Origin of the sequence: Tistrella mobilis, from assembly GCF_041468085.1 — a bacterium.
Classification (GTDB): Bacteria; Pseudomonadota; Alphaproteobacteria; order Tistrellales; family Tistrellaceae; genus Tistrella; species Tistrella mobilis_A.
Window position 1 is genome coordinate 2,591,858 of record NZ_CP121017.1, and the last position, 21,413, is coordinate 2,613,270.

Annotated in this window: 18 protein-coding genes; 5 read left to right on the forward strand and 13 right to left on the reverse strand. The window is 67.3% G+C overall.

Going from position 1 to position 21,413, the window contains the following annotated elements; genetic code table 11:
- Nucleotides 1-3 precede the first annotated feature (3 nt).
- The 5 genes from recJ to P7L68_RS17545 form a co-directional block, all read right to left on the reverse strand.
- The gene (recJ, locus tag P7L68_RS17525) at nt 4-1,794 is read right to left on the reverse strand and encodes a single-stranded-DNA-specific exonuclease RecJ (protein WP_372000281.1); all 1,791 of its coding nucleotides are present in this window, start codon (nt 1,792-1,794) and stop codon (nt 4-6) included.
- A gap of 51 nt (nt 1,795-1,845) precedes the next feature.
- Nucleotides 1,846-2,823: a class II fructose-bisphosphatase gene (gene glpX / locus P7L68_RS17530; protein ID WP_372000283.1), complete on the reverse strand. Its 978-nt coding sequence runs from the start codon at nt 2,821-2,823 to the stop codon at nt 1,846-1,848.
- Between the two features lie 261 nt (nt 2,824-3,084).
- Nucleotides 3,085-4,413, reverse strand: coding sequence for a homoserine dehydrogenase (locus P7L68_RS17535; protein WP_372000285.1), 1,329 nt, complete (start codon nt 4,411-4,413; stop codon nt 3,085-3,087).
- The gene (locus tag P7L68_RS17540; protein ID WP_372000286.1) at nt 4,410-5,636 is read right to left on the reverse strand and encodes an LL-diaminopimelate aminotransferase; all 1,227 of its coding nucleotides are present in this window, start codon (nt 5,634-5,636) and stop codon (nt 4,410-4,412) included. Before P7L68_RS17540 ends, P7L68_RS17535 begins: the two co-directional genes overlap by 4 nt.
- Before the next feature lie 171 nt (nt 5,637-5,807).
- Nucleotides 5,808-6,383 (reverse strand): hypothetical protein, encoded by a 576-nt coding sequence (locus P7L68_RS17545; RefSeq protein ID WP_372000288.1) that lies wholly within the window; start codon nt 6,381-6,383, stop codon nt 5,808-5,810.
- Nucleotides 6,384-6,533: 150 nt separating this feature from the next.
- On the opposite strand from P7L68_RS17545, the gene P7L68_RS17550 reads away from it, so the two are divergent.
- Nucleotides 6,534-8,336 carry a PHA/PHB synthase family protein gene (locus P7L68_RS17550; protein ID WP_372000290.1) on the forward strand — a complete coding sequence of 601 codons (1,803 nt, stop codon included), beginning with the start codon at nt 6,534-6,536 and terminating at the stop codon, nt 8,334-8,336.
- Between the two features lie 47 nt (nt 8,337-8,383).
- Here P7L68_RS17550 and P7L68_RS17555 read toward each other — a convergent pair whose 3' ends face one another.
- The 5 genes from P7L68_RS17555 to P7L68_RS17575 form a co-directional block, all read right to left on the reverse strand.
- The gene (locus P7L68_RS17555; protein ID WP_372000292.1) at nt 8,384-9,262 is read right to left on the reverse strand and encodes a LysR family transcriptional regulator; all 879 of its coding nucleotides are present in this window, start codon (nt 9,260-9,262) and stop codon (nt 8,384-8,386) included.
- Nucleotides 9,263-9,443: 181 nt separating this feature from the next.
- Complete coding sequence (locus P7L68_RS17560; RefSeq protein WP_372000294.1) at nt 9,444-10,493, reverse strand: YeiH family protein; 1,050 nt, start codon at nt 10,491-10,493, stop codon at nt 9,444-9,446.
- 137 nt (nt 10,494-10,630) lie between these two features.
- Complete coding sequence (locus P7L68_RS17565; RefSeq protein WP_372000296.1) at nt 10,631-11,260, reverse strand: gamma carbonic anhydrase family protein; 630 nt, start codon at nt 11,258-11,260, stop codon at nt 10,631-10,633.
- Nucleotides 11,261-11,306: 46 nt separating this feature from the next.
- Nucleotides 11,307-11,990, reverse strand: a complete 684-nt coding sequence (locus P7L68_RS17570) for an ABC transporter ATP-binding protein (protein ID WP_372000298.1) — start codon at nt 11,988-11,990, stop codon at nt 11,307-11,309.
- Complete coding sequence (locus P7L68_RS17575; RefSeq protein WP_372000300.1) at nt 11,983-13,230, reverse strand: lipoprotein-releasing ABC transporter permease subunit; 1,248 nt, start codon at nt 13,228-13,230, stop codon at nt 11,983-11,985. The genes P7L68_RS17570 and P7L68_RS17575 overlap by 8 nt, the downstream gene beginning before the upstream one ends.
- A 223-nt stretch (nt 13,231-13,453) precedes the next feature.
- On the opposite strand from P7L68_RS17575, the gene P7L68_RS17580 reads away from it, so the two are divergent.
- Nucleotides 13,454-14,689: a protein-L-isoaspartate O-methyltransferase gene (locus P7L68_RS17580; protein WP_372000302.1), complete on the forward strand. Its 1,236-nt coding sequence runs from the start codon at nt 13,454-13,456 to the stop codon at nt 14,687-14,689.
- 10 nt (nt 14,690-14,699) lie between these two features.
- Here P7L68_RS17580 and P7L68_RS17585 read toward each other — a convergent pair whose 3' ends face one another.
- Nucleotides 14,700-15,002 (reverse strand): hypothetical protein, encoded by a 303-nt coding sequence (locus P7L68_RS17585; RefSeq protein ID WP_372000303.1) that lies wholly within the window; start codon nt 15,000-15,002, stop codon nt 14,700-14,702.
- Between the two features lie 358 nt (nt 15,003-15,360).
- Between P7L68_RS17585 and P7L68_RS17590 the strand changes: the two genes are divergently transcribed.
- On the forward strand, nt 15,361-16,653 hold the full coding sequence (locus P7L68_RS17590; protein WP_372000305.1) for an NCS2 family permease: 1,293 nt from the start codon (nt 15,361-15,363) through the stop codon (nt 16,651-16,653).
- Between the two features lie 562 nt (nt 16,654-17,215).
- Here P7L68_RS17590 and P7L68_RS17595 read toward each other — a convergent pair.
- Nucleotides 17,216-18,004, reverse strand: a complete 789-nt coding sequence (locus P7L68_RS17595; RefSeq protein WP_372000308.1) for a helix-turn-helix transcriptional regulator — start codon at nt 18,002-18,004, stop codon at nt 17,216-17,218.
- A 152-nt stretch (nt 18,005-18,156) separates the two neighbouring features.
- On the opposite strand from P7L68_RS17595, the gene P7L68_RS17600 reads away from it, so the two are divergent.
- Complete coding sequence (locus P7L68_RS17600; protein WP_372000310.1) at nt 18,157-19,344, forward strand: MFS transporter; 1,188 nt, start codon at nt 18,157-18,159, stop codon at nt 19,342-19,344.
- A gap of 29 nt (nt 19,345-19,373) precedes the next feature.
- Here the strand turns inward: P7L68_RS17600 and P7L68_RS17605 are convergent, their stop codons facing one another.
- Nucleotides 19,374-20,387, reverse strand: coding sequence for a zinc-dependent alcohol dehydrogenase family protein (locus tag P7L68_RS17605; protein WP_372000311.1), 1,014 nt, complete (start codon nt 20,385-20,387; stop codon nt 19,374-19,376).
- A gap of 118 nt (nt 20,388-20,505) precedes the next feature.
- Between P7L68_RS17605 and P7L68_RS17610 the strand changes: the two genes are divergently transcribed.
- On the forward strand, nt 20,506-21,387 hold the full coding sequence (locus tag P7L68_RS17610) for a LysR substrate-binding domain-containing protein (protein ID WP_372000312.1): 882 nt from the start codon (nt 20,506-20,508) through the stop codon (nt 21,385-21,387).
- Nucleotides 21,388-21,413 lie beyond the last annotated feature (26 nt).

Below are 21,413 nucleotides of genomic sequence, written 5' to 3' on the forward strand. Positions count from 1 at the left end.
GGGTCAGCGGGCGGCCGCCACGTCGTCGATGAACATCTGAACGTCGTCCCGGCCCTGCCAACGGTCGCGCCTGAGGCCACCTGCCACATGCAAAGGCATGCCGCGCGCCTGTAGCAGGGCGCTGCCGACGGCATTGTCGGCCGCGCGGAAGGCCATGCCTTTCAGCCGCGATCCATCCTCAGCGCCCATGATCACCCGGATATGGCCCTGGCCGACCACATCGGCCTTCAGGATCCGCACGCCCGAAAGCGCAAAGCGTGGCTGGGCGTTACCGGTGCCGAACGGCCCGATGCGTTCCAGCACCGAGACCAGATCGGTGGTGGCCCCCCCCACTGCCAGCACACCATCCAGGCCCAGCCTGGGTGCCGGCGGCTCGCCGCCGGTCTGGGCGATGATGCGCTCGGCCAGGAAGGCATGCAGATCGACCATCTGCCTCACCTCCACCGTCAGTCCCGCCGCCATGGCATGGCCGCCGCCATTGACCAGCAGCCCGGCCTGCCGCGCCGCCGTCACCGCTGAGCCCAGATCGACCCCCGGCACCGACCGGCCGGAGCCCTTGCCGATACCGGTGGCGCCATCGACCGCAACCACGAAGACCGGGCGATGAAAGCGTTCCTTGATCCGCCCGGCAACGATGCCGATCACGCCCGGATGCCAGCCGTCACCGGCGACCAGGATGAAGGGTGCATCGGCCTGGCGTTCGGCGGCCTCAAGCGCTTCGGCCTCCACCGCTGCCTCGATCTCGCGGCGTTCGGTGTTCAACCGGTCGAGTTCCATGGCGATGCCGGTGGCTTCGTCCGGATCGTCGGTGCCGAGCAGGCGCGCGCCAAGATCGGCCTGACCGACCCGGCCGCCGGCATTGATGCGTGGGCCCAGCACATAGCCCAGATGATAGGCTTCGGGGGTCTCGTCCAGACGGGCGATATCGGCCAGCCGCGCCAGCCCGGTGTTGCGGCGCCGGGCCAGGACCTTGATGCCCTGAGCGACAAAGGCCCGGTTGACACCGGTCAGCGGCACGACGTCGCAGACGGTGCCCAACGCCACCAGGTCCAGCAGCCCCATCAGATCGGGCGCCTTCACACCCAGCCGGTCGTAGACGCCGCCGTCGCGCAGGGCCCGGTTCAGCCCCACCAGCAGCAGGAAGGCGACGCCCACCGCGGCCATCTGGCCATGGGGGCTGGTTTCGTCGAAACGGTTGGGATTGACCACGGCAAGAGCCGCCGGCAGTTCCGGCTCGCCGATGTGATGGTCGACGACCACCACGTCGAGACGAGCCGCACGGGCGGCCTCAAGGGCGGCGAAGGCCGTCGTACCACAATCGACCGTTACCACCACCCGCACACCGCGGGCGGCGAGCGCGGTCATTGCGGCCGCGTTGGGGCCATAGCCCTCGGTCATCCGGTCGGGAATATAGACCACCACCGGCACGCCGATCCCGCGCAGGAAGCGGGTCACGAGGGCGGTTGAGGTGGCGCCGTCGACATCGTAATCGCCGAACACCGCGATCGGCTCGCGGGCGGCGATCGCCGCAGCCAGACGGTCCACCGCCCGGTCCATATCGCGAAGATGCGACGGGTCGGGCAGTGCGACGCGCAGGCTGGGGTTCAGGAAGTCGTCGGCATCGTCCAGGCCGACCCCGCGCCCGGCCAGAACCCGCCCGACGATCTCGGGCAGGCCCAGGCGCTGGGCCAGGGCCAATCCCAGGCGCTGATCGGCGAGCCGCGTTTCCCAACGTCGTCCGCCAAGCGAGCGTTCGACGCCGAGAACCGCGGCATCACGGAGCAGAACGTCCATGGGTGGGCTCGATACTCCAGGAACGAGGGCTGGTCGGGGGAACCGGACAGATCAGTCGAAGGCGGTCTTGCGGCCGAAATTGTGCTCGGCCGAGATCACGCGGACGGTGCCGGTCTTGGAGCGCATGATCAGGCTCTGGGTCGACCAGTGGTTCACGCCCACGCGATGCACGCCACGCAGCATCGAGCCGTCGGTGACGCCGGTGGCCGAGAAGATCACATCGCCCGAGGCCAGATCCAGCAGGTTGTAGATCCGGTTGAGGTCGGTGATGCCCAGGCGATGGGCGCGGCCACGCTCGTCATCATTGCGGAACAGAAGCTTGCCCTGCATCTGGCCGCCGATGGCGCGCAGTGCCGCCGCCGCCAGCACGCCTTCCGGCGCACCGCCCGAGCCCATATAGATGTCGATACCGGTGTCGGGGCGCGCGGTCGCGATCACGCCAGCCACGTCGCCGTCGCCGATCAGCTGGATGCGCGCACCGGACTCGCGGACCTTGGCGATCAGCTCGGCATGGCGCGGACGGTTCAGGATGCAGGCGGTGAGGTCCGAAATCTCGACGCCCTTGGCCTTGGCCAGGCTCTTCAGATTCTCCTCGACCGTGTTCTCAAGGCTCACCACGCCCTCGGGGAGGCCGCCGCCGACGGCGATCTTGTCCATGTAGACGTCGGGCGCATTCAGGAACTTGCCCTCTTCGGCCATGGCCAGAACCGCCAGCGCGTTCGGGCCGCCGGTGGCGCAGATGGTGGTGCCTTCCAGCGGGTCGAGGGCGATGTCGACCTTCGGGCCCTTGCCGGTGCCGACCTTCTCGCCGATGTACAGCATGGGCGCTTCGTCGCGCTCGCCCTCGCCGATCACAACCGTGCCGTCGATCTCAAGGCTGTTCAGCGCGCGGCGCATCGCGTCCACGGCGGCCTGGTCGGCGGCCTTTTCGTCACCCTTACCGATCATCTTGGCGCAGGCCAGCGCGGCGAATTCGGTGACACGCACGGCCTCAAGGGCCAGGTTGCGATCCATGCTGTAAGTGATCATCGCTCTCGTCTTGTAGCCGTTCAGCGTCGGTCTGAAACCCGCGGGGGAAAATAACGCAAGATCTGCCCGGAATCATCAAGGTTCCGGACAGCCTGATTGCGGCCGGGTCGCGCCGACGACGGATGTCATCCCACTCCGGCGATACCCTAAGCCCGAAGCGCCTCGGGCGCCAGAGGCTGAATCGGGGGATGGACACCAACCGGATGGAAAACGGGCGGGATATGCAGACTGTCCCGCCCGTTCACCCGTTCGTCGCCTGGATCAGAGGCTGTTCTCGATCCGGATCATCCGCGGCGGCTCGATCACCGCCGGCAGGGCGGCAATGGTGTCGAGCGCCCGGCGCAGCGCAGCCTCTGAGGTGGCATGGGTAGTCAGCACCACGGGCACCGCCTCCACCTCGCTGCGCCCGCGCTGGATCAGGCTTTCCAGCGAAACCTGTTCGGTGGCGAAGGCGCGCGCCACATCGGCCAGCACGCCCGGCTGATCCAGCACCATCAACCGGATGTAGAAGGCGCCGACATGCGCATCGATCGGCGCCGCCGCCGGGGCGCCCAGCGCCATCGCGGGCACCGAGAAGGCCGGACCTGCATAGCCGCGGGCAATGTCGATCAGGTCCGCGACCACCGCCGAGGCCGTGGGACCGCGGCCGGCGCCGCGGCCCTGAAACATCGTGCCGCCCACGGCATCGCCTTCGGCGACCACGGCGTTGAACACCCCCTCGACATGCGCGATCGGCGCCGAGAGCGGCACCATGCAGGGATGCACCCGCTGCTCCAGCCCCTGGCCGGTCATCCGCGCGACCCCCAGCAGCTTGATCCGGAAGCCCAGCTCCTCGGCAAAACGGATGTCGTCGATGGTGACGTGGCGAATGCCTTCCACATGAATCGCGTCGATGTCGGGCCGGCCGCCGAAGGCCAGCGCCGCCAGAATCGCAAGCTTATGGGCGGTATCGATGCCGTCGACGTCGAAAGTGGGGTCAGCCTCGGCATAGCCCAGCGCCTGGGCCTGGGCCAGAACCTCCGAGAAGTCGCGGCCGGTGGTCCGCATCTCGGTCAGGATGTAGTTGCAGGTGCCGTTCAGGATGCCATAGACCCGCCCGACCGCATTGCCGGCCAGACCTTCGCGCAGCGCCTTCAGGATCGGGATCCCGCCGGCCACCGCCGCCTCGAAAGCCAGCGCCAGGCCGCTTTCCTCGGCGGCTGCCGCAAGTTCGGGGCCATGGGCCGCGATCATCGCCTTGTTGGCCGTCACGAAGGACTTCCCGCCCGAGAAGGCGGCACGGGCAAGATCCAGTGCCGTCCCCTCTGCGCCGCCGATCAGCTCGACGACCACGTCGACGTCGTCGCGCCGGGCCAGGGCCACGGCGTCATCCTCCCAACCGAGGCCATCCAGATCGAGGCCGCGCTCCCGGCTGCGGTCACGCGCCGAGACCGCGGTCACCTCGATCGGGCGCCCGGCACGGGCGGCGATCAGTGCCGCCTGGTTGCGCAGGATCTCGACGACCCCGACGCCCACGGTACCGAGGCCGGCCACACCCACACGGAGCGGCACGGCATGCCCGGAGGCGGCGGAGAGGGGACTGGCGTTCATCGGACTTCCTCGAATGCTTCGGCAGGTTTCAGGGCCTGTTCTTCACGATATTCCTTGAAGAACCGCTTGATGTTGCGCACCGCCTGACGGATGCGGTGCCTGTTCTCGACCATGGCGATGCGGACATAGCCGTCACCATATTCGCCGAAGCCGATGCCCGGCGACACCGCCACATCGGCGCGGGCGAGCAGCAGCTTGGAGAATTCGAGCGAGCCCAGATGCTTGAACTCGTCGGGGATCGGCGCCCAGCAGAACATCGAGGCCCTGGGCGTCGGCACCGGCCAGCCGATGCCGTGCAGGCCTTCGACCAGCACGTCACGGCGCTCGCGATAGAGCGTCCGCATCTCCTCGACACAATCCTGCGGCCCGTTCAGCGCCGCCGCACCCGCCACCTGGACGGGGGTGAACTGGCCATAGTCGAGATAGGACTTGATCTTGGCCAGCGCCTGGATGAGGCGGCGGTTGCCAGCCGCGAAGCCCACGCGCCAGCCGGCCATGTTGTAGGTCTTGCTGAGGCTGGTGAACTCCACCGCAAGATCCCGGGCGCCCGGCACCGACAGGATCGAGGGCGGCGGCACGCCGTCGAAATAGACCTCGGCATAGGCCAGGTCCGAAAGGATGTACATCTCATGGCGACGGGCGAAAGCGACCAGCTTCTCGTACTGGGCGACGTCGACCACCTCGGCCGTGGGATTGCCCGGATAGTTCAGCACCATCGCCACCGGCTTGGGCGAGGTGTGGCGCACCGCATATTCCAGCTCGGCCAGGAAATCATAGCCGGGGCCATGGGGCACGTGGCGGATATTGGCGCCGGCGATCACGAAGCCGTAAGGATGGATCGGATAGCTCGGATTGGGGACCAGGATCACGTCGCCCGGCGTGGTGATCGCCGAGGCCAGATTGGCGAGCCCCTCTTTCGAGCCGATCGTGACCACGACCTCGGTCTCGGGGTCGATCTCGACCCCGAAGCGGCGGCGGTAATAGCTCGACGCCGCACGGCGGAGGCCCGGAATGCCGCGCGACTGGGAATAGCGATGCGTCTTCGGATCGCGCACCGCCTCGACCAGCTTGTCGACGATATGGGTCGGCGTCGGGGTGTCGGGATTGCCCATGCCGAGATCGATGATGTCGCGGCCGGCGGCGCGCAGCCGGGCCTTCATCTGGTTGACTTCGGCGAAGACATACGGCGGCAGCCGCCGGATCCGCGCGAATTCGTCTGCCATGGGACCACTTCCCGTCGATCGTCTCGTGTCTTGGAGACCAGGTGAAGCAGGTGGCGGAATCTCCGTCGCCCGCAAGGGAGGTTCGACTGTCTCCGGGCGCGGATGCATCGGCGCCAAGGCGCCGCCCCCGTACGGCGCCCGTCGTCCGCTACAGGGGAAAATTTTCGCTTTTTAGCGGATGCCCCCGGTGGGTGCGATGAAAATTTCAAAATCCGGGGCCATCGAGCCTGCCGGCGCCTGGATCCGCGCGATCCGGGTGGCGGGTGCCCCCATCTCGGCGAGACGACGGGATGCGGCCTCCAGCCGCGCGGTGGCCAGTGCCGTTCCCTGGTCGGTGCCGGCCACAAGGGCCAGGGCCTCGTTGCGGGCTTCGGCGATCCGCCAGGCGGCACGCAGCTCCGCCGCAGCGCCGTCGTCAATGGCGGCACTGCCGGGTGCGAAGCCGATCCGTCCGACCGAAAGGCCGGGCCTCGGGGCCACGGGGCGGTTCGCCGCCGCCGCGGCCGCAGCCGCTGCCTCGGCGATCGCCTGACCGGCCCGGCTCTGGTCGTCCACCAGGTCCTGGCGAATCCGGGCGCGCTCGGCGGTCGGCGTGACCGGGGGGGCCGTCTCGGGCACCGAATTCAGGGTCGGGAACGGCGCTGCCGCGAATTCCGCACGGGCTGCCCGGATATCGGGATCGGTGCCGGCGCCCGGGCCTTCGGCACAGGCGCCGAGGGCAAGCGCGAACACAACGGCCACGGCCATCCTGCCGCCCGCGTGTCCCGCGAAATTCCGTCGCATCCCCACCGAGGCAGCGTTGAGCCCCGCCGCCTGCACCCGTATCATGGCCTTCACCTCGACCTCGCACTACCACCGATCGCCGACTGTGGCGGCGCAACTATAAGGGACGTAAGGATGGCCGAGCAAGGAGCCGACCGGGGAAGCAGCACCGGCAGCCGTGACGACGCCGACGCCTTCGCACGCAACATGCGCGAGGTTGCCGAGCGCAGCCAGCAGATCATCCGCGATTTTCTGTCGCGGAACGAAGGCCTGGACACGTCCGCTCCCGCCGATCCCCTGAACCTCACCACCGCTTTCACCCACCTCACCGAGCGCATGATGGAGAACCCGGCCCGTCTGGTCGAGGCCCAGGCAGCGCTCTGGCAGGATTATCTCAATCTCTGGCAGTCCACCGCCACCCGCATGGCCGGCGGCGATGCAAAGCCCGTCATCGCCCCCGACCCGTCGGACAAGCGGTTCAAGGATAAGGACTGGAGCGAGAACCAGCTCTTCGACTTCATCAAGCAGTCCTATCTGCTCACCGCCCGCTGGATCCTGAACACCGTCCATGGTGTTCAGGGCATGGACCCGGACGAGGCGCGCAAGATCGACTTCTACACCCGCCAGTTCGTCGATGCGATGGCGCCGTCGAATTTCGTCACCACCAACCCCGAAGTGCTGCGGGCGACGATCGAGAGCAAGGGCGAGAACCTGGTTCGCGGCCTCAACAACATGATCCGCGACATGGAGAAGGGCGGCGGCGAGCTGCGCATCTCCATGACTGACGAGAAGGCTTTCGAGCTGGGCCGCAATGTCGCGACCGCACCGGGCAAGGTGGTGTTCCAGAACGGGCTGATGCAGATCCTGCAATACACGCCCACCACCGAGACGGTTCACAAGCGGCCGCTGCTGATCGTGCCGCCGTGGATCAACAAGTTCTACATCCTCGACCTTCAGCCCAAGAACTCGTTCATCCGCTTTGCGGTCGATCAGGGCCATACCGTCTTCGTGGTCTCGTGGGTGAACCCGGACGAGGAGATGGCGAAGAAGACCTTCGAAGATTACATGGTCGACGGTCTGATCACCGCCCTCGACAAGGTGACCGAAGAGAGCGGCGTGCCCGAGGTCAATGTCATCGGCTACTGCATCGGCGGCACGCTGCTGGCCACCACCCTGTCCTATCTGAAGGCGCAGGGCGACAAGCGGGTCAAGAGCGCGACCTTCTTCACCACCCTCACCGACTTCCGCGATGCCGGCGACATCAAGGTCTTCGTCGACGAGACCCAGATCGGCAATCTGGAAAAGGTGATGTCGAAGAAGGGCTATCTCGAAGGACGCAAGATGGCGACCGCGTTCAACATGCTCCGGTCGAATGACCTGATCTGGAGCTTCGTGGTCAACAACTATCTTCTGGGCAAGGATCCCTTCCCCTTCGACCTGCTCTACTGGAACAGCGACGCAACCCGCATGCCGGCGGCGATGCACAGCTTCTATCTGCGGCATATGTACCGCGAGAACAAGCTGGTGGAGCCGGGCGGTATCACCATGCGCGGCGTGCCGATCGACCTCAGGCAGATCGACATTCCGGTCTATATCCTCTCGGCGCAGCAGGACCATATCGCGCCCTGGAAATCGACCTATCGCGCCACCCAGCTCTATTCGGGCAACACCCGCTTCGTGCTGGGCGCGTCGGGCCATATTGCGGGTGTCATCAACCCGCCGGCCGCCAACAAATACAACTACTGGACCAATAAGGACCTGCCCGCCGATCCGGAGGCCTGGTTTGCCGGCGCCGAGAAGCATGCCGGCTCCTGGTGGGTGGACTGGGCGAAATGGATCAAGCGTCTGGGCGGTGCCCAGGTGCCGGCCCGCGCTCCCGGTGACGTCCTGGGGGTGATCGAGGATGCTCCCGGCAGCTATGTGAAGATGCGCGACTGACGCACGACCCGGCGGTTCCTCCCACAGAGGAACCGCCGGGTGCCGTTTCAGGCGGTAACGGTGTCGAGGAAGGCCCGCGCCGCCCGCCCCAGATAACGCTCGCGATGCAACAGCAGGTGGAAGGCCCGCTGCGGCAGGTCGAGCCCCGGGCTGCACAGGCTGCCGAGTGCAAGGCCGCCCGCCACCACCAGGGCAGAGAGGGCCGTGGCCCCTGCCCCGGCTTCCACCGCGGCCCGCACCGATTCATTCGACGGCAGCTCCAGCACCACATTCAGGGCCGCAGGATCGACGCCGAGCCCCGTAAGGGCGGTCTCGAACTCCGCGCGGGTGCCGGAGCCGCGTTCACGCAGCACCCAGGGTGTTTCCGCCAATCGCTCCGGCGTCACCTGCGGCAGCGCCGCCCAGGGATGCGCCGCCCCCACCACCAGCATCAGCCGGTCTCCGGGCAGCAGCCGTTCCGACAGCGTGGGATCCTCGACCGGCCCCTCCACGAATCCCAGATCGGCCGTTCCGGCCCGGACGGCCGCCGCGACCTCGGCCGTGTTGCCGATCGCGATCTCGACGGTGACCGCCGGGAAGTCGGCCATGAAGCCGATCAGCCGCGCAGGCAGCCAGTAATTGGCGACCGTCTGGCTGGCGTGAATGCGCAGCCGGCCCCGCGGATTGCCGGCAAGGTCCGCAAGCGCCTGTTCGGCCGCTGCGGCGCGGGTGAGCACCGCACGAGCCTCTTCCAGAAAAATCCGGCCGGTCTCGGCCAGTTCGATTCCCCGGCCGACACGGTGAAACAGAGCTACCCCGTGGCGCGCTTCCAGCGCCGCGATCGTCGCCGAAACCGTCGACTGGGTGAGGTTCAGCGCCCGCGCCGCCCGGGTGACATGGGCATGCTCGGCAACCGCAACGAAAATTCTCAGCTGCTCAAGGGTCATGGCGCCGTCACTGTCCGGCCATTGAAGATGATCGGCGCCGGACGCAGGAACGGCGCCCGTGGGGGCGCCGCCATCAGACCGGATCTGGAAATCTCGGGCGGGCTCATCCCTGCATCATGCAGCCGCCTGGCTCTTCAGGGCAACGGCTTCGGCAGGCAGCCGAATGGCTGGGCCGGATGGGTCACCCCAGCACCGAGACCACGGCCAGCGGCACGGCGCCGACCACCAGGGTCAGCAGCAGGCCCAGGATCACCGGGCGGATGCCGCGGGCCCTGACCTTGCCGAGATCGGTACCGAAGCCGATCGCCGCCAGCGCCACGGTCAGCATGATCGGGGTCGCCGCCGCCGAGATCTGGCGGACCTCTTCCGGCACCACCCCCAGGCTGTTCAACCCGGCAAGAGCCACGAAGCCGACCGCAAACCAGGGAACCGGCACCTTGGCGGCCGCCGCCTCGGCATCCTCGATCGCATGATCGCCGCGGCGCGCGGCCCGGTCCGCCGCCCAGACCAGCAGCCCGACGACCGGGGCCAGCATCGCGACACGGGCGAGCTTGGCGATGACCGACACCTCACCGGCCGCCGTACCGTGCTGGAAGCCGGCCGCCACCACCTGCGCCACCTCGTGCACCGAGGCGCCGATCCAGAGGCCATAGGCGCGATCGTCCAGACCCAGTGCCGTGCCGAGCAGCGGCCAGAGCGCCATCACCGCCGTGCCGAACAGGGTGACCACGCCCACCGCATAGGCGATCTCGTCATCGCGGGCACGGACGGCCGAGCCGACGGCCGCCGCTGCGGACGCCCCGCAGATCGCGGTGCCTCCGCCGATCACCGTGGCGAGCCGCGGCTCCACGCCCACCAGCCGGCCCAAGGGCCGGGCGAGCGCCAGGGTCACGCCCAGGGCCGCAAGCGCCGCCAGAATACCGTCGAGGCCAAGACCGAGAATGTCGCCGGCGGTGACCTGAAGCCCGAGCAGCGCCACGCCCAGCCGCATCAGCGGCTTAGAGGCAACCGCCAGGCCCGGAGCCGCCACGGCGGGCGCGCGGCCGATCATCGCCCGCAGGATCAGCCCCAGCCCGATCGCCACCAGAACCGGGCTCACCGCCTGCATGCCCGAGGCGCGGACCATCAGGATCGCGGCACCGCCGATGACGCCGGCAAGCGCCAGACCCGGCAGTTTCGCCGCGAGCCGTGGCAGGGGTCCTGCGGTTTCAGTGGTGGGAAGGCTCGCCATGGCGTGATCTCCGGTCCGTCCTGCCCGGGGGCGGTTTTTGCACCTCCCGGGGTGTGGTTCATGACCGAAAGATGACCGCAGACGATCATTCGCTCCAATGAATTATACAGCTCGTTATGATCGATTGGACCGAACGGTCAAGAGATGGGCACCACCGCAGCGCCCAGCACGTCGCGGGCCACCTCCTGATGGCGAGCCGCCAGGCCGGAATAGTGGCGGGCCGTGGCGGCAAGGCGGGGCATGCCTTCCTCGCCCAGATCGCGCAGCTTCCTGGCCGGCACGCCGCCCCAAAGCTCGCCGGTCGCGACCCGCTTGTCATTGCCGACCAGCGCACCCGCGCCGACGATCGCACCGCCTTCGACCACCGCGCCATCCAGCACGGTGGCGCTCATGCCCACAAAGGCGCCGGTCATCAGCGTGCAGGCGTGGATCATCGCCCGATGGCCGATGGTGACGTCATCGCCGATCAGGGTCGGATGGGCCAGCCGACTGACATGAACGATGGTGCCGTCCTGAAGATTGGTGCCGCGGCCGATATGGATATGGTTGACGTCGCCGCGCAAGACGCAGCCATACCAGATGCTGCTTTCGGGCCCGATCTCCACCTGGCCCACCACCACCGCACCCGGCGCCACGTAACAGCTGGCATCGATCTTCGGCCAGATGCCGTCGAAGGGCAGGATGATCGCACCGGGAAAGCGCGCCGCAAGCTCTGCCGCCGGCACCGGATCCGCCGGGGGTGTGATGGTGAGTTCGGTGGAAGACATGACGTCAGTCCCTTGTTTTTCTTCTGAGAAGGGCGCCGGATCACTCTCAGGCGACGTGATCCAGCCGCCCCTGATCCAGCCGCACCCGCCGGTCCATCCGGGCGGCGAGTTCGGGATTGTGGGTGGCGATCAGCGCCGCCACACCCTGATCCCTTGCCGCAGCAACCAGCAGGCCGAACACCCGTTCCGCCGTCTCGGGGTCGAGATTGCCGGTCGGCTCGTCGGCCAGCAGCAGCCGGGGCCGGTTGGCCAGCGCACGCGCGATTGCCACCCGCTGCTGCTCGCCACCCGACAGCCGTGCCGGACGGTGATCGGCGCGGGCCGAAAGCCCCATCAGCTCCAGCAGGTCGGCGGCACGGGCGCGGGCCTTCGACCGGCTCTGCCCCGCCAGCAGCTGCGGCATCATCACATTCTCGATCGCCGAGAATTCAGGCAGCAGGTGATGGAACTGGTAGACGAAGCCGATCGTTGCGCGGCGCAGCCGGGTGCGGACGCTGTCGTCGGCGCGGCCGGCATCGGTGCCGTCGATCACAACCCGCCCGCCATCGGGCCGCTCCAGCAGGCCGGCGGCGTGCAGCAGGGTGGACTTGCCGGCACCGGACGGGCCGATCAGGCCGACCATCTCACCCGGATGCAGGCGGAAATCGATCCCGCGCAGCACCTCCAGCACCTGGCCGCCCTGTTCGAAACGGCGGACCAGGCGTTCCAGAATCAGGACCGGCTCACTCATAGCGCAGCGCCTCCACGGGATCGAGGCGGGCAGCGCGCCACGCCGGATAAAGCGTCGCCAGGAAAGACAGCACCAGCGACAGGCCCACAACGCTCACCACATCCGACCAGACGACATCCGCCGGCAGTTTCGACAGGAAGTAGATCTCGGCCGAGAAGAGCTGCGTGCCGGTCAGCGCCTGCAACGCCTGGCGGATGCTCTCGATATTGGTGGCGAAGGCAAGCCCCAGCACGAAGCCGATGAAGGTGCCGACGATGCCGATCGACGCGCCGGTCATCATGAAGATCCTGAGGATCATGCCGCGGGTGGCGCCCATGGTGCGCAGGATGGCGATGTCCCGGGACTTGTCCTTCACCAGCATCACCATGCCCGAGATGATGTTGAAGGCGGCGATCAGGATGATCAGGGTCAGGATCAGGAACATCACGTTGCGCTCGACATCAAGCGCGCCGACCAGTGTCGAATTGGTCTGCTGCCAGTCGGTCAGCACCACGCCGCGATCGGCAATGATCGATCCGATCTCGCCGCGGATCGCCTTCACGTTCTGCGGGTCGGTGACGTCCACCTCGATCGCGGTCGCCGCGTCACCGGTCTGGAAGAAGGCCTGGGCGGTATCGAAGGGCATGAAGACCAGCGAGCTGTCGAACTCGAACATGCCCACTTCGAAGAGGCCGACCACCGGGAAACTCACCTGCCGGGGCATGCCGCCGAACGGTGTCGCCACGGTGCGCGGCGAGATCAGGTTCAACTCGTCGCCGAGCCTCAGCCCCAGCCGCTGGGCCATGCGGGTGCCGATCAGCACGCCCTTGCCCTGAAAATCCTCAAGGCTGCCGGCGCGGATGTTGTTCGCGATCAGGGTCTTGCGCTCAAGGCTCTCGCGGGTGAAGCCGCGAACCAGTGCGCCGCGGGCATCGTCGGGCCCGCTCGCCAGCACCTGGCCTTCGACCATCGGCAGGGCGCGGACAACCACCTGGGCCTTCTCCAGATCGGCCGAAATGCCGCCGTAATCCTGAATGCCGCGCCCCGAGGCGCTGAACACGGTCATATGACCGTTGAGGCCAAGGATCCGGTCGACCAGCTGGTCGCGAAAGCCCTTCATCACGGCCAGCACCACGATCAGGGTGCCCACGCCGAGCGCAATGCCCAGCAGCGAGAAGCCGGCGATGACCGAGATGAACCCTTCCTTCCGCCGGGCTCTGAGATAGCGGAAGGCGAGAAGACGCTCGACTGTCCTGAACATGCGGGTTCCGTTGGCCAGAGGATCGGGAAGTGCCGGAGATATCGGGATGTGCCAGAGGATCGAGAGGAGATCCGGGAGGATGCGTGCGGGCCGACTTTAGGCACAGCCCGGCCGCGGTGCAACCAAATGCCCCGTCATGCAGGGCCGATCACGGCATCGTCACGGGATCAGACCCGAAAACCGGTTCATGATTTCGCAAACCGTGCAGGCGGAGCAGGCGGCGATGACGACGGATCCTCATCTTGAAGCCTTGCAGGACAGGCTCCTGCGCAGGATTGAGGCCTACATGCCGGTGCGTGGACGGCCGGCGCCACCCCGGCCGGCCCTGATCGAAGCGTTCAGGCGGTACCCACGCCACCTCTTCCTGCCGCGTTATCGCCCGGCAGATCAACCCGACGGGCCGGCGCTTGCCCCGGGCGATGCCGCCTTCCTCGACCATGCCTATGACGACGGCCCGCTCTGCTATGTCGATGATCATGGCGCCTCCCTGCCCGCCTCCTGCTCCGAGCCGGGCTTCATCTTTCATCTGGCCGAACTGCTGGACGTCCGGCCCGGCCATCGGGTCCTGGAGGTGGGCTGCGGCACCGGCTGGCTGCTCGCGCTTCTCGCACATGCCGCAGCGCCGGATGGAGAGGCTTTGGGCGTCGAGATCGATCCCGGTCTGCAGGCTCTGGCAGCCCGCAATCTTGCGACGGCAGGTGTCGCGAACGCCATCGCCGTCACGGGCGACGGCCTGGCTGCCGCAGGCCGGAAGACGTTCGACCGCATCATCATGACTGCTTCGGCCTGGCAGCTGCCGGCAACCGTCCTGACCCTGCTTGCGGATGACGGCATCGCAGTTCTTCCCATTCAGAACAAAGGGCTGTCGCAAGAAATTCACGTTCTGAGAAAGGACGGGTCCACCCTTGTGTCACGACTGACGCGCCTCTGCCGCTTCGTACCCCTCACCGGCCGCGACGGTGCCGATGCAGACGTGCTCATGCCCCGCCTGGATGCAGACCCGGACATCACCCGGCTCCCCATGACCGGCCTGCCCGACGTGCTCGACTTCGGCCAGGCGGAGCCGGAGCGGATGATGCCGCCGGCCCTCGCCTTCACCGGCTGGCTGTCAAAGCTGGATCCGCGCTTCCGGGCATGGCGGCTGGGTGCAGGCGATGCAAGACCATCCCTCTTCGGTGATCCGCAGGTCCATGGATTCGGTCTGGTGGATGCAGCGGCCGGATCTGCCGCCCTGTGGCGCGCAGGCTATGTCACGGCATATGGCGATGCGGGCGCGCGTGACGCGCTCTTCGCCCATCTGGCCCGATGGACGGCCCATGGCAGCCCAACCGGCTATGCCTTCGGCCTCGGCATCACATCCGCCGGAGCGGCGTCACCGGTTTCCCACCCATCTCATCGCGAGCGCCGTGGCCCGCTCGATTTCTGGTGGTGGCTGCGCCCGCCCGCCGAACGGTTCTGATCACAGGCCCTCACCGTCTCTCCCGCTCCAGCCGCGCGCAGGCCGCCGCAATCGCATTCCGGGCAGGATCGTCCAGCCGCTCCCCATTCCAGGTGACCGTGCCGTCGGCCGCGATCGTCACCTGGCCGAGATCGACCTCGGCCGAGCCCAGCGGCTGGTCCTTAAAATAGCCGAAACGCTCGAGCGGCAGCCCCAGATCGATAGTGATGCCGCGGCCGAGGGCGCGTTCGGCCGCGCGCGCCCCGTAGCCGCCGTCCAGATCGGCAGGTGCGACGGGGTTTCCGTCGACGTCGACGCCCGGCTGATAGGTCACGTCGGCATCCGGCCTGTGGACGGTCAGACGGTTGCAAAAGGCCCGGTCGACCGTGACGGTCACGCCACGACCATTGCCGTCGATGCGGATCGGTGCCGTAGCATGCTCGCCAGCCGCCACCGCGCCGGTGTATAAGCCGAGAAGGACAATCGCGCCGATCCCCGCCGCACGTCCGGTCGCATGCCGACCGGATCCGTGACGTCCCTCCGGTTGCGGCGCCCTCGACAACGACAGAAACCGAAGCGACCCCCGGGGCCGCTGACGCAGGCCCTGTGCGGCTTGTGTGCAGCCCCGCCGCCGGAGCATCGGATCGGTCTTCCCAATCGGCATTGCCTTACCCGTCCAGGAGCTTGCGGGAATGCTCAAAACCTATTTCCAGCTCGATCAGCTCGGCACCACGGTCCGCCGGGAAGTCGTCGCAGGTGTGACGACCTTCCTGACCATGGCCTATATCATCTTCGTCAATCCGGTGATCCTCGCCAACACCGGCATGGATCAGGGTTCGGTTTTCGTCGCCACCTGCGTGGCGGCGGCGGTCGGCTCGCTGATCATGGGGCTTTATGCCAACTATCCCGTGGCGCTGGCACCGGGCATGGGCCTGAACGCCTTCTTCACCTTCACGGTCGTGATGGAGATGGGCTACACCTGGAATCAGGCTCTGGGCGCGGTCTTCATCTCGGGCGTGGTGTTCTTCATCCTGGCCCTGCTCAAGGTCCGGGAATACATCATCAACTCGATCCCGATGACGTTGAAGCTGTCGATTTCAGCGGGTATCGGTCTGTTCCTTGCGATCATCGCGCTCGAAAACGCCAAGGTCATCGTCGATCATCCGGCCACCCTGCTCACGCTGGGTGATATCGGCCAGCCGACCGTGCTGCTCGCCGCCCTGGGCTTTTTCGTGATCTGCGCCCTGCACTATCGCAACATCACCGGCAGCATCATCATCGGCATCCTGCTAGTGACGATCCTGTCGATCCTGCTCGGCCTGAACCAGGCCCAGGGCATCGTCAGCGCTCCGCCCTCGATCGCACCGACCTTCTTCCAGCTGGATATCGCCGGCGCCCTTGAAGCCGGCATGTTCGGGGTGATTTTCGCCTTCCTGTTCGTCGACATGTTCGACACCGCGGGCACGCTGGTCGGCGTCGCCCACCGCGGCGGTCTGCTCGACAAGGACGGCAAGCTCCCGCGCATCGGCAAGGCCCTGCTCGCCGACAGCAGCGCCACCATGGTCGGCGCCGTCTTCGGCACCTCCACCGTCACCAGCTATATCGAAAGCGCCTCGGGCATCAATGCCGGCGGCCGCAGCGGCCTGACCGCAGTGGTCGTTGCGATCCTGTTCCTGGTCGCTCTGTTCTTCTCGCCGCTGGCAGGCTCGGTGCCGGCCTATGCCACCGCACCGGCCCTGCTCTTCGTGGCCCTGCTGATGGCACGCGGCCTGGCCGAACTCGACTGGGACGACATGACCGAGGTGGCGCCGGGCGTGCTGGCAGCCATCAGCATGCCGCTCACCTACTCGATCGCCAACGGCATCGCCCTCGGCTTCATCTCCTATGCCGCGATCAAGCTGCTGGCCGGCCGGGCCCGCGAAGTTTCGATCGCCGTCTGGGTGCTGGCCGTGGTCTTCGTCCTCAAGTTTGCCTTTATCGGCTGAGGCACTGATATCCCTTGAAAGAAGCGGCGACACAGCGTGATGTGTCGCCGCTTTTTTCGTCGCACCCGCCCCTGTGCACCGCACCATCGCACGAGCGAGCCCTGTTCGAAGCTTACCGGAATTCCGCCCTTTTTGTAATGACCTGACGATTTTTGCATTTTTTGCACCGCACACATGCAAAAATCTGGTGACGATCGTCACATTCCTGCGTACTCTCCCCTTGCCGACGTGAAGGGCACCGGCAATCAGAACCGGCCCAACGTCTAGGGAGGGTGTAACCGGCGAGAGCCGGAGGGATCGACCGCAAGAGCATCCGGTGGCCACGATGCCACCACGCCGGGTTCAGCACAGATCCGGCGCCAGGAGCCACGGCGGTCCCAGGAGAGTAAAGAGTTCCGACGTCCCGGCACAAACGATCGGGCCGTCCACAAAATAACAATGATAACAATCCACTGCGCCGATCGGTTGCCGTCGAATCGGACGTGGTGATCAGCACCAAGCGGAATCTTCGATCAAGGCCGTGCTCGCACGGTCTTTTTTTTTGCGCGGCGACCATAACCGCTCACCCCCTGTCGGAGCGGTGATCACGGCCGGCATATCGCTGGGGGGTGGTGCCGAGCATCCGCCGGAACATGGCCGTGAAGGCGCTCGGGCTGTCATAGCCAAGACGGGCGGCAACCGTGGCCACGGCCGTGCCCTGCGACAGCAGCGACACCGCCTCGACCAGCCGGGCCTGCTGGCGCCAGCGCAGGAAACCCATGCCGGTCTCACGCGCGAAGGCGCGGGCAAGCGTCCGGGTGCTGGCCCCGGCGCTTTCGGCCAACCGCTCAAAACCTGCATCCTCTCCGGGATCGTCCAGAACCCGCCGGCACAGACGCTGAAGCCGCGGATCGCGCGGCCAGGGCAAGTGGAGCGGCAGGGTCCGCGGCGCCTGGAGTTCATGAAGGATCAGCGCGGCCACCGCCTCGCCTCGGCTGCCGTCGGCGTAATCCACGGGCTCTGCCACCGCCGCCAGAATCAGCTCGCGCAGCAGGGTCGTGATCTCGATCACCGTACAGGCAGCAGGCAATCGCCTGGCCGGTTCGGGCGCCACATAGACCGTGCGCATGGACACGGGCCCGATCATCCGCACCGAATGCTCCACCCCGGGCGGCACCCACAGCCCGCGCATCGGCGGCACCAGCCAGATGCCGTCGGCGGCGGTGATCTCCATGACCCCGGCGGCAGCATGGAGCAGCTGGCCGCGCGGATGGACATGCGGCGGAATGATGGTGCCGGCTGTCAGTTCCTTGGCCATCGCCGCCACCGGCCTGGAGACGTGCTGATAGTCGGCTGCATCGGTGCTGCGCATGCCCCTGCCCTCCGGATCAGCCGATGGCCGCTCTGTCGGATTCCCGACGATCTTCGACCAGACATCGCCAATCGGTCGACTTTAGACTGAGACCAGATCGCCGGGAAGCCCGGCATCGCCCCCTCGTCAACCCGCCCCCCGGACCAGCCGCCATGACCCATGCCCGCCGTGTCATCAGTTTCATCAACATCGCCCATGTGGTCGACCACATGTTCATGCTGATCTTCCCGACCGCGGTGATCGGCATGACCGCCAGTTTCGACATGTCCTATGGTGAGCTGCTCACCCTGTCGCTCGGCGGCTTCATCGCCTTCGGCGCCGGTTCGCTGCCCGCCGGCTGGCTGGGCGATGTCTGGAGCCGACGGAACATGATGGCGGTGTTCTTCTTCGGCATCGGGACCGCAGCAATCCTGACCGGCTTCGCCTCGGGCCCCACGGGCATCGCCGCCGGGCTGACCCTGATCGGCCTGTTCGCCGCCATCTACCACCCGGTGGGGACAGCGATGCTCACCGCTCATGCCGACCGGCTAGGCCATGAAATCGGCGTCAACGGCGTGTTCGGCAATCTGGGGGTCGCTTTTGCGGCGCTGATCACCGGCGGCATCACCCAGTATCTGGGATGGCGTGCGGCATTCATCATTCCAGGCGTGCTGGTGATGGCGGTGGGTGTCGCCTTCCTGCTGCTGGTGCCAGACCGGCCGGCCCCGGCCCCCAGGGCCAAGGCCTCCGCCGGGCCGATTCCGCGCCGTGTGATGGTCCGCGCCTTCGCCATTCTGGCCGTGGTCACCATCGCTGGCGGGCTGGTGTTCAACGCCACCACCATCGTCATGCCGCAGCTCTTCACCGAACGGCTCGTCAATCTGGTCTCAACACCGCTGGGCGTGGGTGCCCTCACCTGTCTGGTTTTCGTGCTCGGCGCCACTTCGCAGCTGATCGTCGGCCGGCTGATCGACCGCTACAGCCTGCGGGCGGTCTTCATACCGCTTGCCGCCCTGCAGGCGCCGTGCCTGCTGCTGGCCGCCACCACCGGCGGCTGGGTGCTGCTGCCGCTGGCGGTGGTAATGATGTTCGCCATTTTCGGCCAGGTGACCATCAATGACGGCATGGTCGCCCATTACACCGCCGATCGCTGGCGCGCGCGGGCCTATGCCATACGCTATCTGGTCTCGTTCGGGGCCAGCGCCTGCGCGGTGCCGCTGGTCGCCTTCATGCATGACCACGGTACGGGCTTCGCCGGGCTGTTCCCGGTTCTTGCCGCCTTTGGCGGTGCAGTTTTTGCCGGCGCCCTGGTCTTCCCGGGGCGCCCGCGGCGGCAACCGGCACTGGCGGCCGCGGAGTGATCCGTGCCCGTCGATCAGGCCGCTGCTGCTCAGCCGGCCACGTCGATCACGACCTTGCCCGTTGCCCGGCCCTGCTCCAGATGGGCCTGGGCGTCGGCGGCATGGGCCAGATCGAAGCGCGCCGGATCGAGAAGCGGTTTCATCCGCCCGCTGTCCACCAGTGCCGCGATCCGGCGCATGATCTCGCCATGATGTTCGCGCCCCACATCGTGCAGCACCGGGATGATCATGAACACCACATGCAGATCCAGCCCCTTCAGATGCATCAGGGTCAGATCCGCCGGGAACTGGGACACGATCGTCACCACGCGGCCGTTCAGCCGGGCACCGGCGAACGAGGTGACGAGATCCTTACCGCCGGTCGCGTCCATGACCACATCGAAGCCACGGCCACCGGTCAGCCGTGCGACATAGGTCTCAACACTCTCCTCGCGGTAGTTCACCGCCTCGTCGGCACCAAGATCCCGGGCGATTGCCGCCTTCTCTGGCGACGAGACGGTGGTGGTGACATGGGCGCCGGCGGCCTTGGCGATCTGGATCGCGACATGGCCGACACCACCGGCGCCACCATGGATCAGCACCCGTTCACCCGGCTGTACCCGTGCCCGGTCGATCAGCCCTTCCCAGGCGGTGATCGAGACCAGCGGCAGGGCGGCCGCCTCGCGGAAGCCCAGCTCCGCCGGCATGCGGGCAATCAGCCGGGCATCGGCCCGCATATATTCGGCATAGGTGCCGTCGACGGTCTTCACCCCGCCGGGTGAGCCGAACACCCGATCGCCGACCGCGAAGCCGGTGACACCCTCCCCCAGCGCCACGATCTCTCCAGCCATGTCGCAACCCTGGATGCCGGGCAGGGCCGGCGCCATCGGCGGACCGTTGCGGCGGATTTTCCAGTCCACCGGGTTGACGCTGGCGGCATGGATCTTCACCAGCACCTCGCCGCGGCGCGGCGGCTGCACCGGCACCCGTCCGGGCCTGAGGTTCTCGGGATCGCCGAAGCCGTGCAGCACGGCGGCGGACATTTCGCTCGGAATCGTGGTCATCCTGTCGGTCTCCGGGGTGAGAGGCATTCCGTAGAACCGTATTGAAGCGCGGCCTGATTCATGATGGAAATGAATAGTCTCAATCCCAAGAAACACGTTTCTTCATGGATGGTGGGTGATGAGCCAGCCCGATCTGGATATCGATCTGCTGCGCAGCTTCCTGGCGGTGGCCGAGACCGGTGGTTTCACCACGGCGGGGGAACGGCTTGGCCGCACGCAGTCGGCTGTCAGCGTCAAGATCCGCCGGCTGGAAGAGATTCTGGGGCGGCGGGTCTTCGCCCGTACCAGCCGCTCGCTGGCCCTGACTGCCGATGGCGAGCTGCTGCTCGGCTATGCACGGCGGATGCTGGCGCTCCACGATGAAACCCTGCACCGCTTCTCGGAACCCGAGGCCGAGGGGGAGCTGCGCATCGGCGTCGCGGAGTATTTTGTCCCGCGCCATCTGCCGGCGGTGCTGTCGGCCTTCGCCCGCGCTCATCCGCGGGTGCGGGTAGAGGTTCGCGCCGCCATGGGCTCAAGCCTCATGGAGGCACTCGATCGGGGGACGGTCGATCTGGTCATCGCCAACCGCGATGCCGGGGTCGACCGGGGCCGGGTGCTGATGACCGAGCCGCTGCGCTGGGTCGCTGCTCCCGATTTCCAGATCGATGTCCAGGCACCACTGCCGCTCTGCACCCTGCCCGCCCCCTGCATCTTCCGCGCGCGGGCGATCGAGGCACTGGACCAGCGTCTGCGGCGCTGGCGGGTGGTCTATACCTCGGAAAGCGTCTCCGGCGTCTCGGCGGCGGTGACCGCCGGCCTCGGCATCGGGGTACTCTGCGATTCGACCGTGCCCGCCGGGCTCAGGCTGCTGACCGACGAACACGGTTTCCCGCCCCTGGGCGAAGTGGAACTGGCCGTCTTCGGTGAGGCCAGGGCGCCGCAGGCCCTCGCCCAATCCTTCACGGGCTTCGTCGCCGAACGGCTGCGTGCCCTGCTCCCCGGACGCTGCGCGGCTTAGGCCGACGCTTGCACCAGCGACCATGC

Bases quoted from the DNA above. Each gene is read 5' to 3' on its own strand.
- recJ (WP_372000281.1), bottom strand. From the start codon at position 1,794: ATGGACGTTCTGCTCCGTGATGCCGCGGTTCTCGGCGTCGAACGCTCG.
- glpX (WP_372000283.1), bottom strand. From the start codon at position 2,823: ATGATCACTTACAGCATGGATCGCAACCTGGCCCTTGAGGCCGTGCGT.
- P7L68_RS17535 (WP_372000285.1), bottom strand. From the start codon at position 4,413: ATGAACGCCAGTCCCCTCTCCGCCGCCTCCGGGCATGCCGTGCCGCTC.
- P7L68_RS17540 (WP_372000286.1), bottom strand. From the start codon at position 5,636: ATGGCAGACGAATTCGCGCGGATCCGGCGGCTGCCGCCGTATGTCTTC.
- P7L68_RS17545 (WP_372000288.1), bottom strand. From the start codon at position 6,383: ATGGCCGTGGCCGTTGTGTTCGCGCTTGCCCTCGGCGCCTGTGCCGAA.
- P7L68_RS17550 (WP_372000290.1), top strand. From the start codon at position 6,534: ATGGCCGAGCAAGGAGCCGACCGGGGAAGCAGCACCGGCAGCCGTGAC.
- P7L68_RS17555 (WP_372000292.1), bottom strand. From the start codon at position 9,262: ATGACCCTTGAGCAGCTGAGAATTTTCGTTGCGGTTGCCGAGCATGCC.
- P7L68_RS17560 (WP_372000294.1), bottom strand. From the start codon at position 10,493: ATGGCGAGCCTTCCCACCACTGAAACCGCAGGACCCCTGCCACGGCTC.
- P7L68_RS17565 (WP_372000296.1), bottom strand. From the start codon at position 11,260: ATGTCTTCCACCGAACTCACCATCACACCCCCGGCGGATCCGGTGCCG.
- P7L68_RS17570 (WP_372000298.1), bottom strand. From the start codon at position 11,990: ATGAGTGAGCCGGTCCTGATTCTGGAACGCCTGGTCCGCCGTTTCGAA.
- P7L68_RS17575 (WP_372000300.1), bottom strand. From the start codon at position 13,230: ATGTTCAGGACAGTCGAGCGTCTTCTCGCCTTCCGCTATCTCAGAGCC.
- P7L68_RS17580 (WP_372000302.1), top strand. From the start codon at position 13,454: ATGACGACGGATCCTCATCTTGAAGCCTTGCAGGACAGGCTCCTGCGC.
- P7L68_RS17590 (WP_372000305.1), top strand. From the start codon at position 15,361: ATGCTCAAAACCTATTTCCAGCTCGATCAGCTCGGCACCACGGTCCGC.
- P7L68_RS17595 (WP_372000308.1), bottom strand. From the start codon at position 18,004: ATGCGCAGCACCGATGCAGCCGACTATCAGCACGTCTCCAGGCCGGTG.
- P7L68_RS17600 (WP_372000310.1), top strand. From the start codon at position 18,157: ATGACCCATGCCCGCCGTGTCATCAGTTTCATCAACATCGCCCATGTG.
- P7L68_RS17605 (WP_372000311.1), bottom strand. From the start codon at position 20,387: ATGACCACGATTCCGAGCGAAATGTCCGCCGCCGTGCTGCACGGCTTC.
- P7L68_RS17610 (WP_372000312.1), top strand. From the start codon at position 20,506: ATGAGCCAGCCCGATCTGGATATCGATCTGCTGCGCAGCTTCCTGGCG.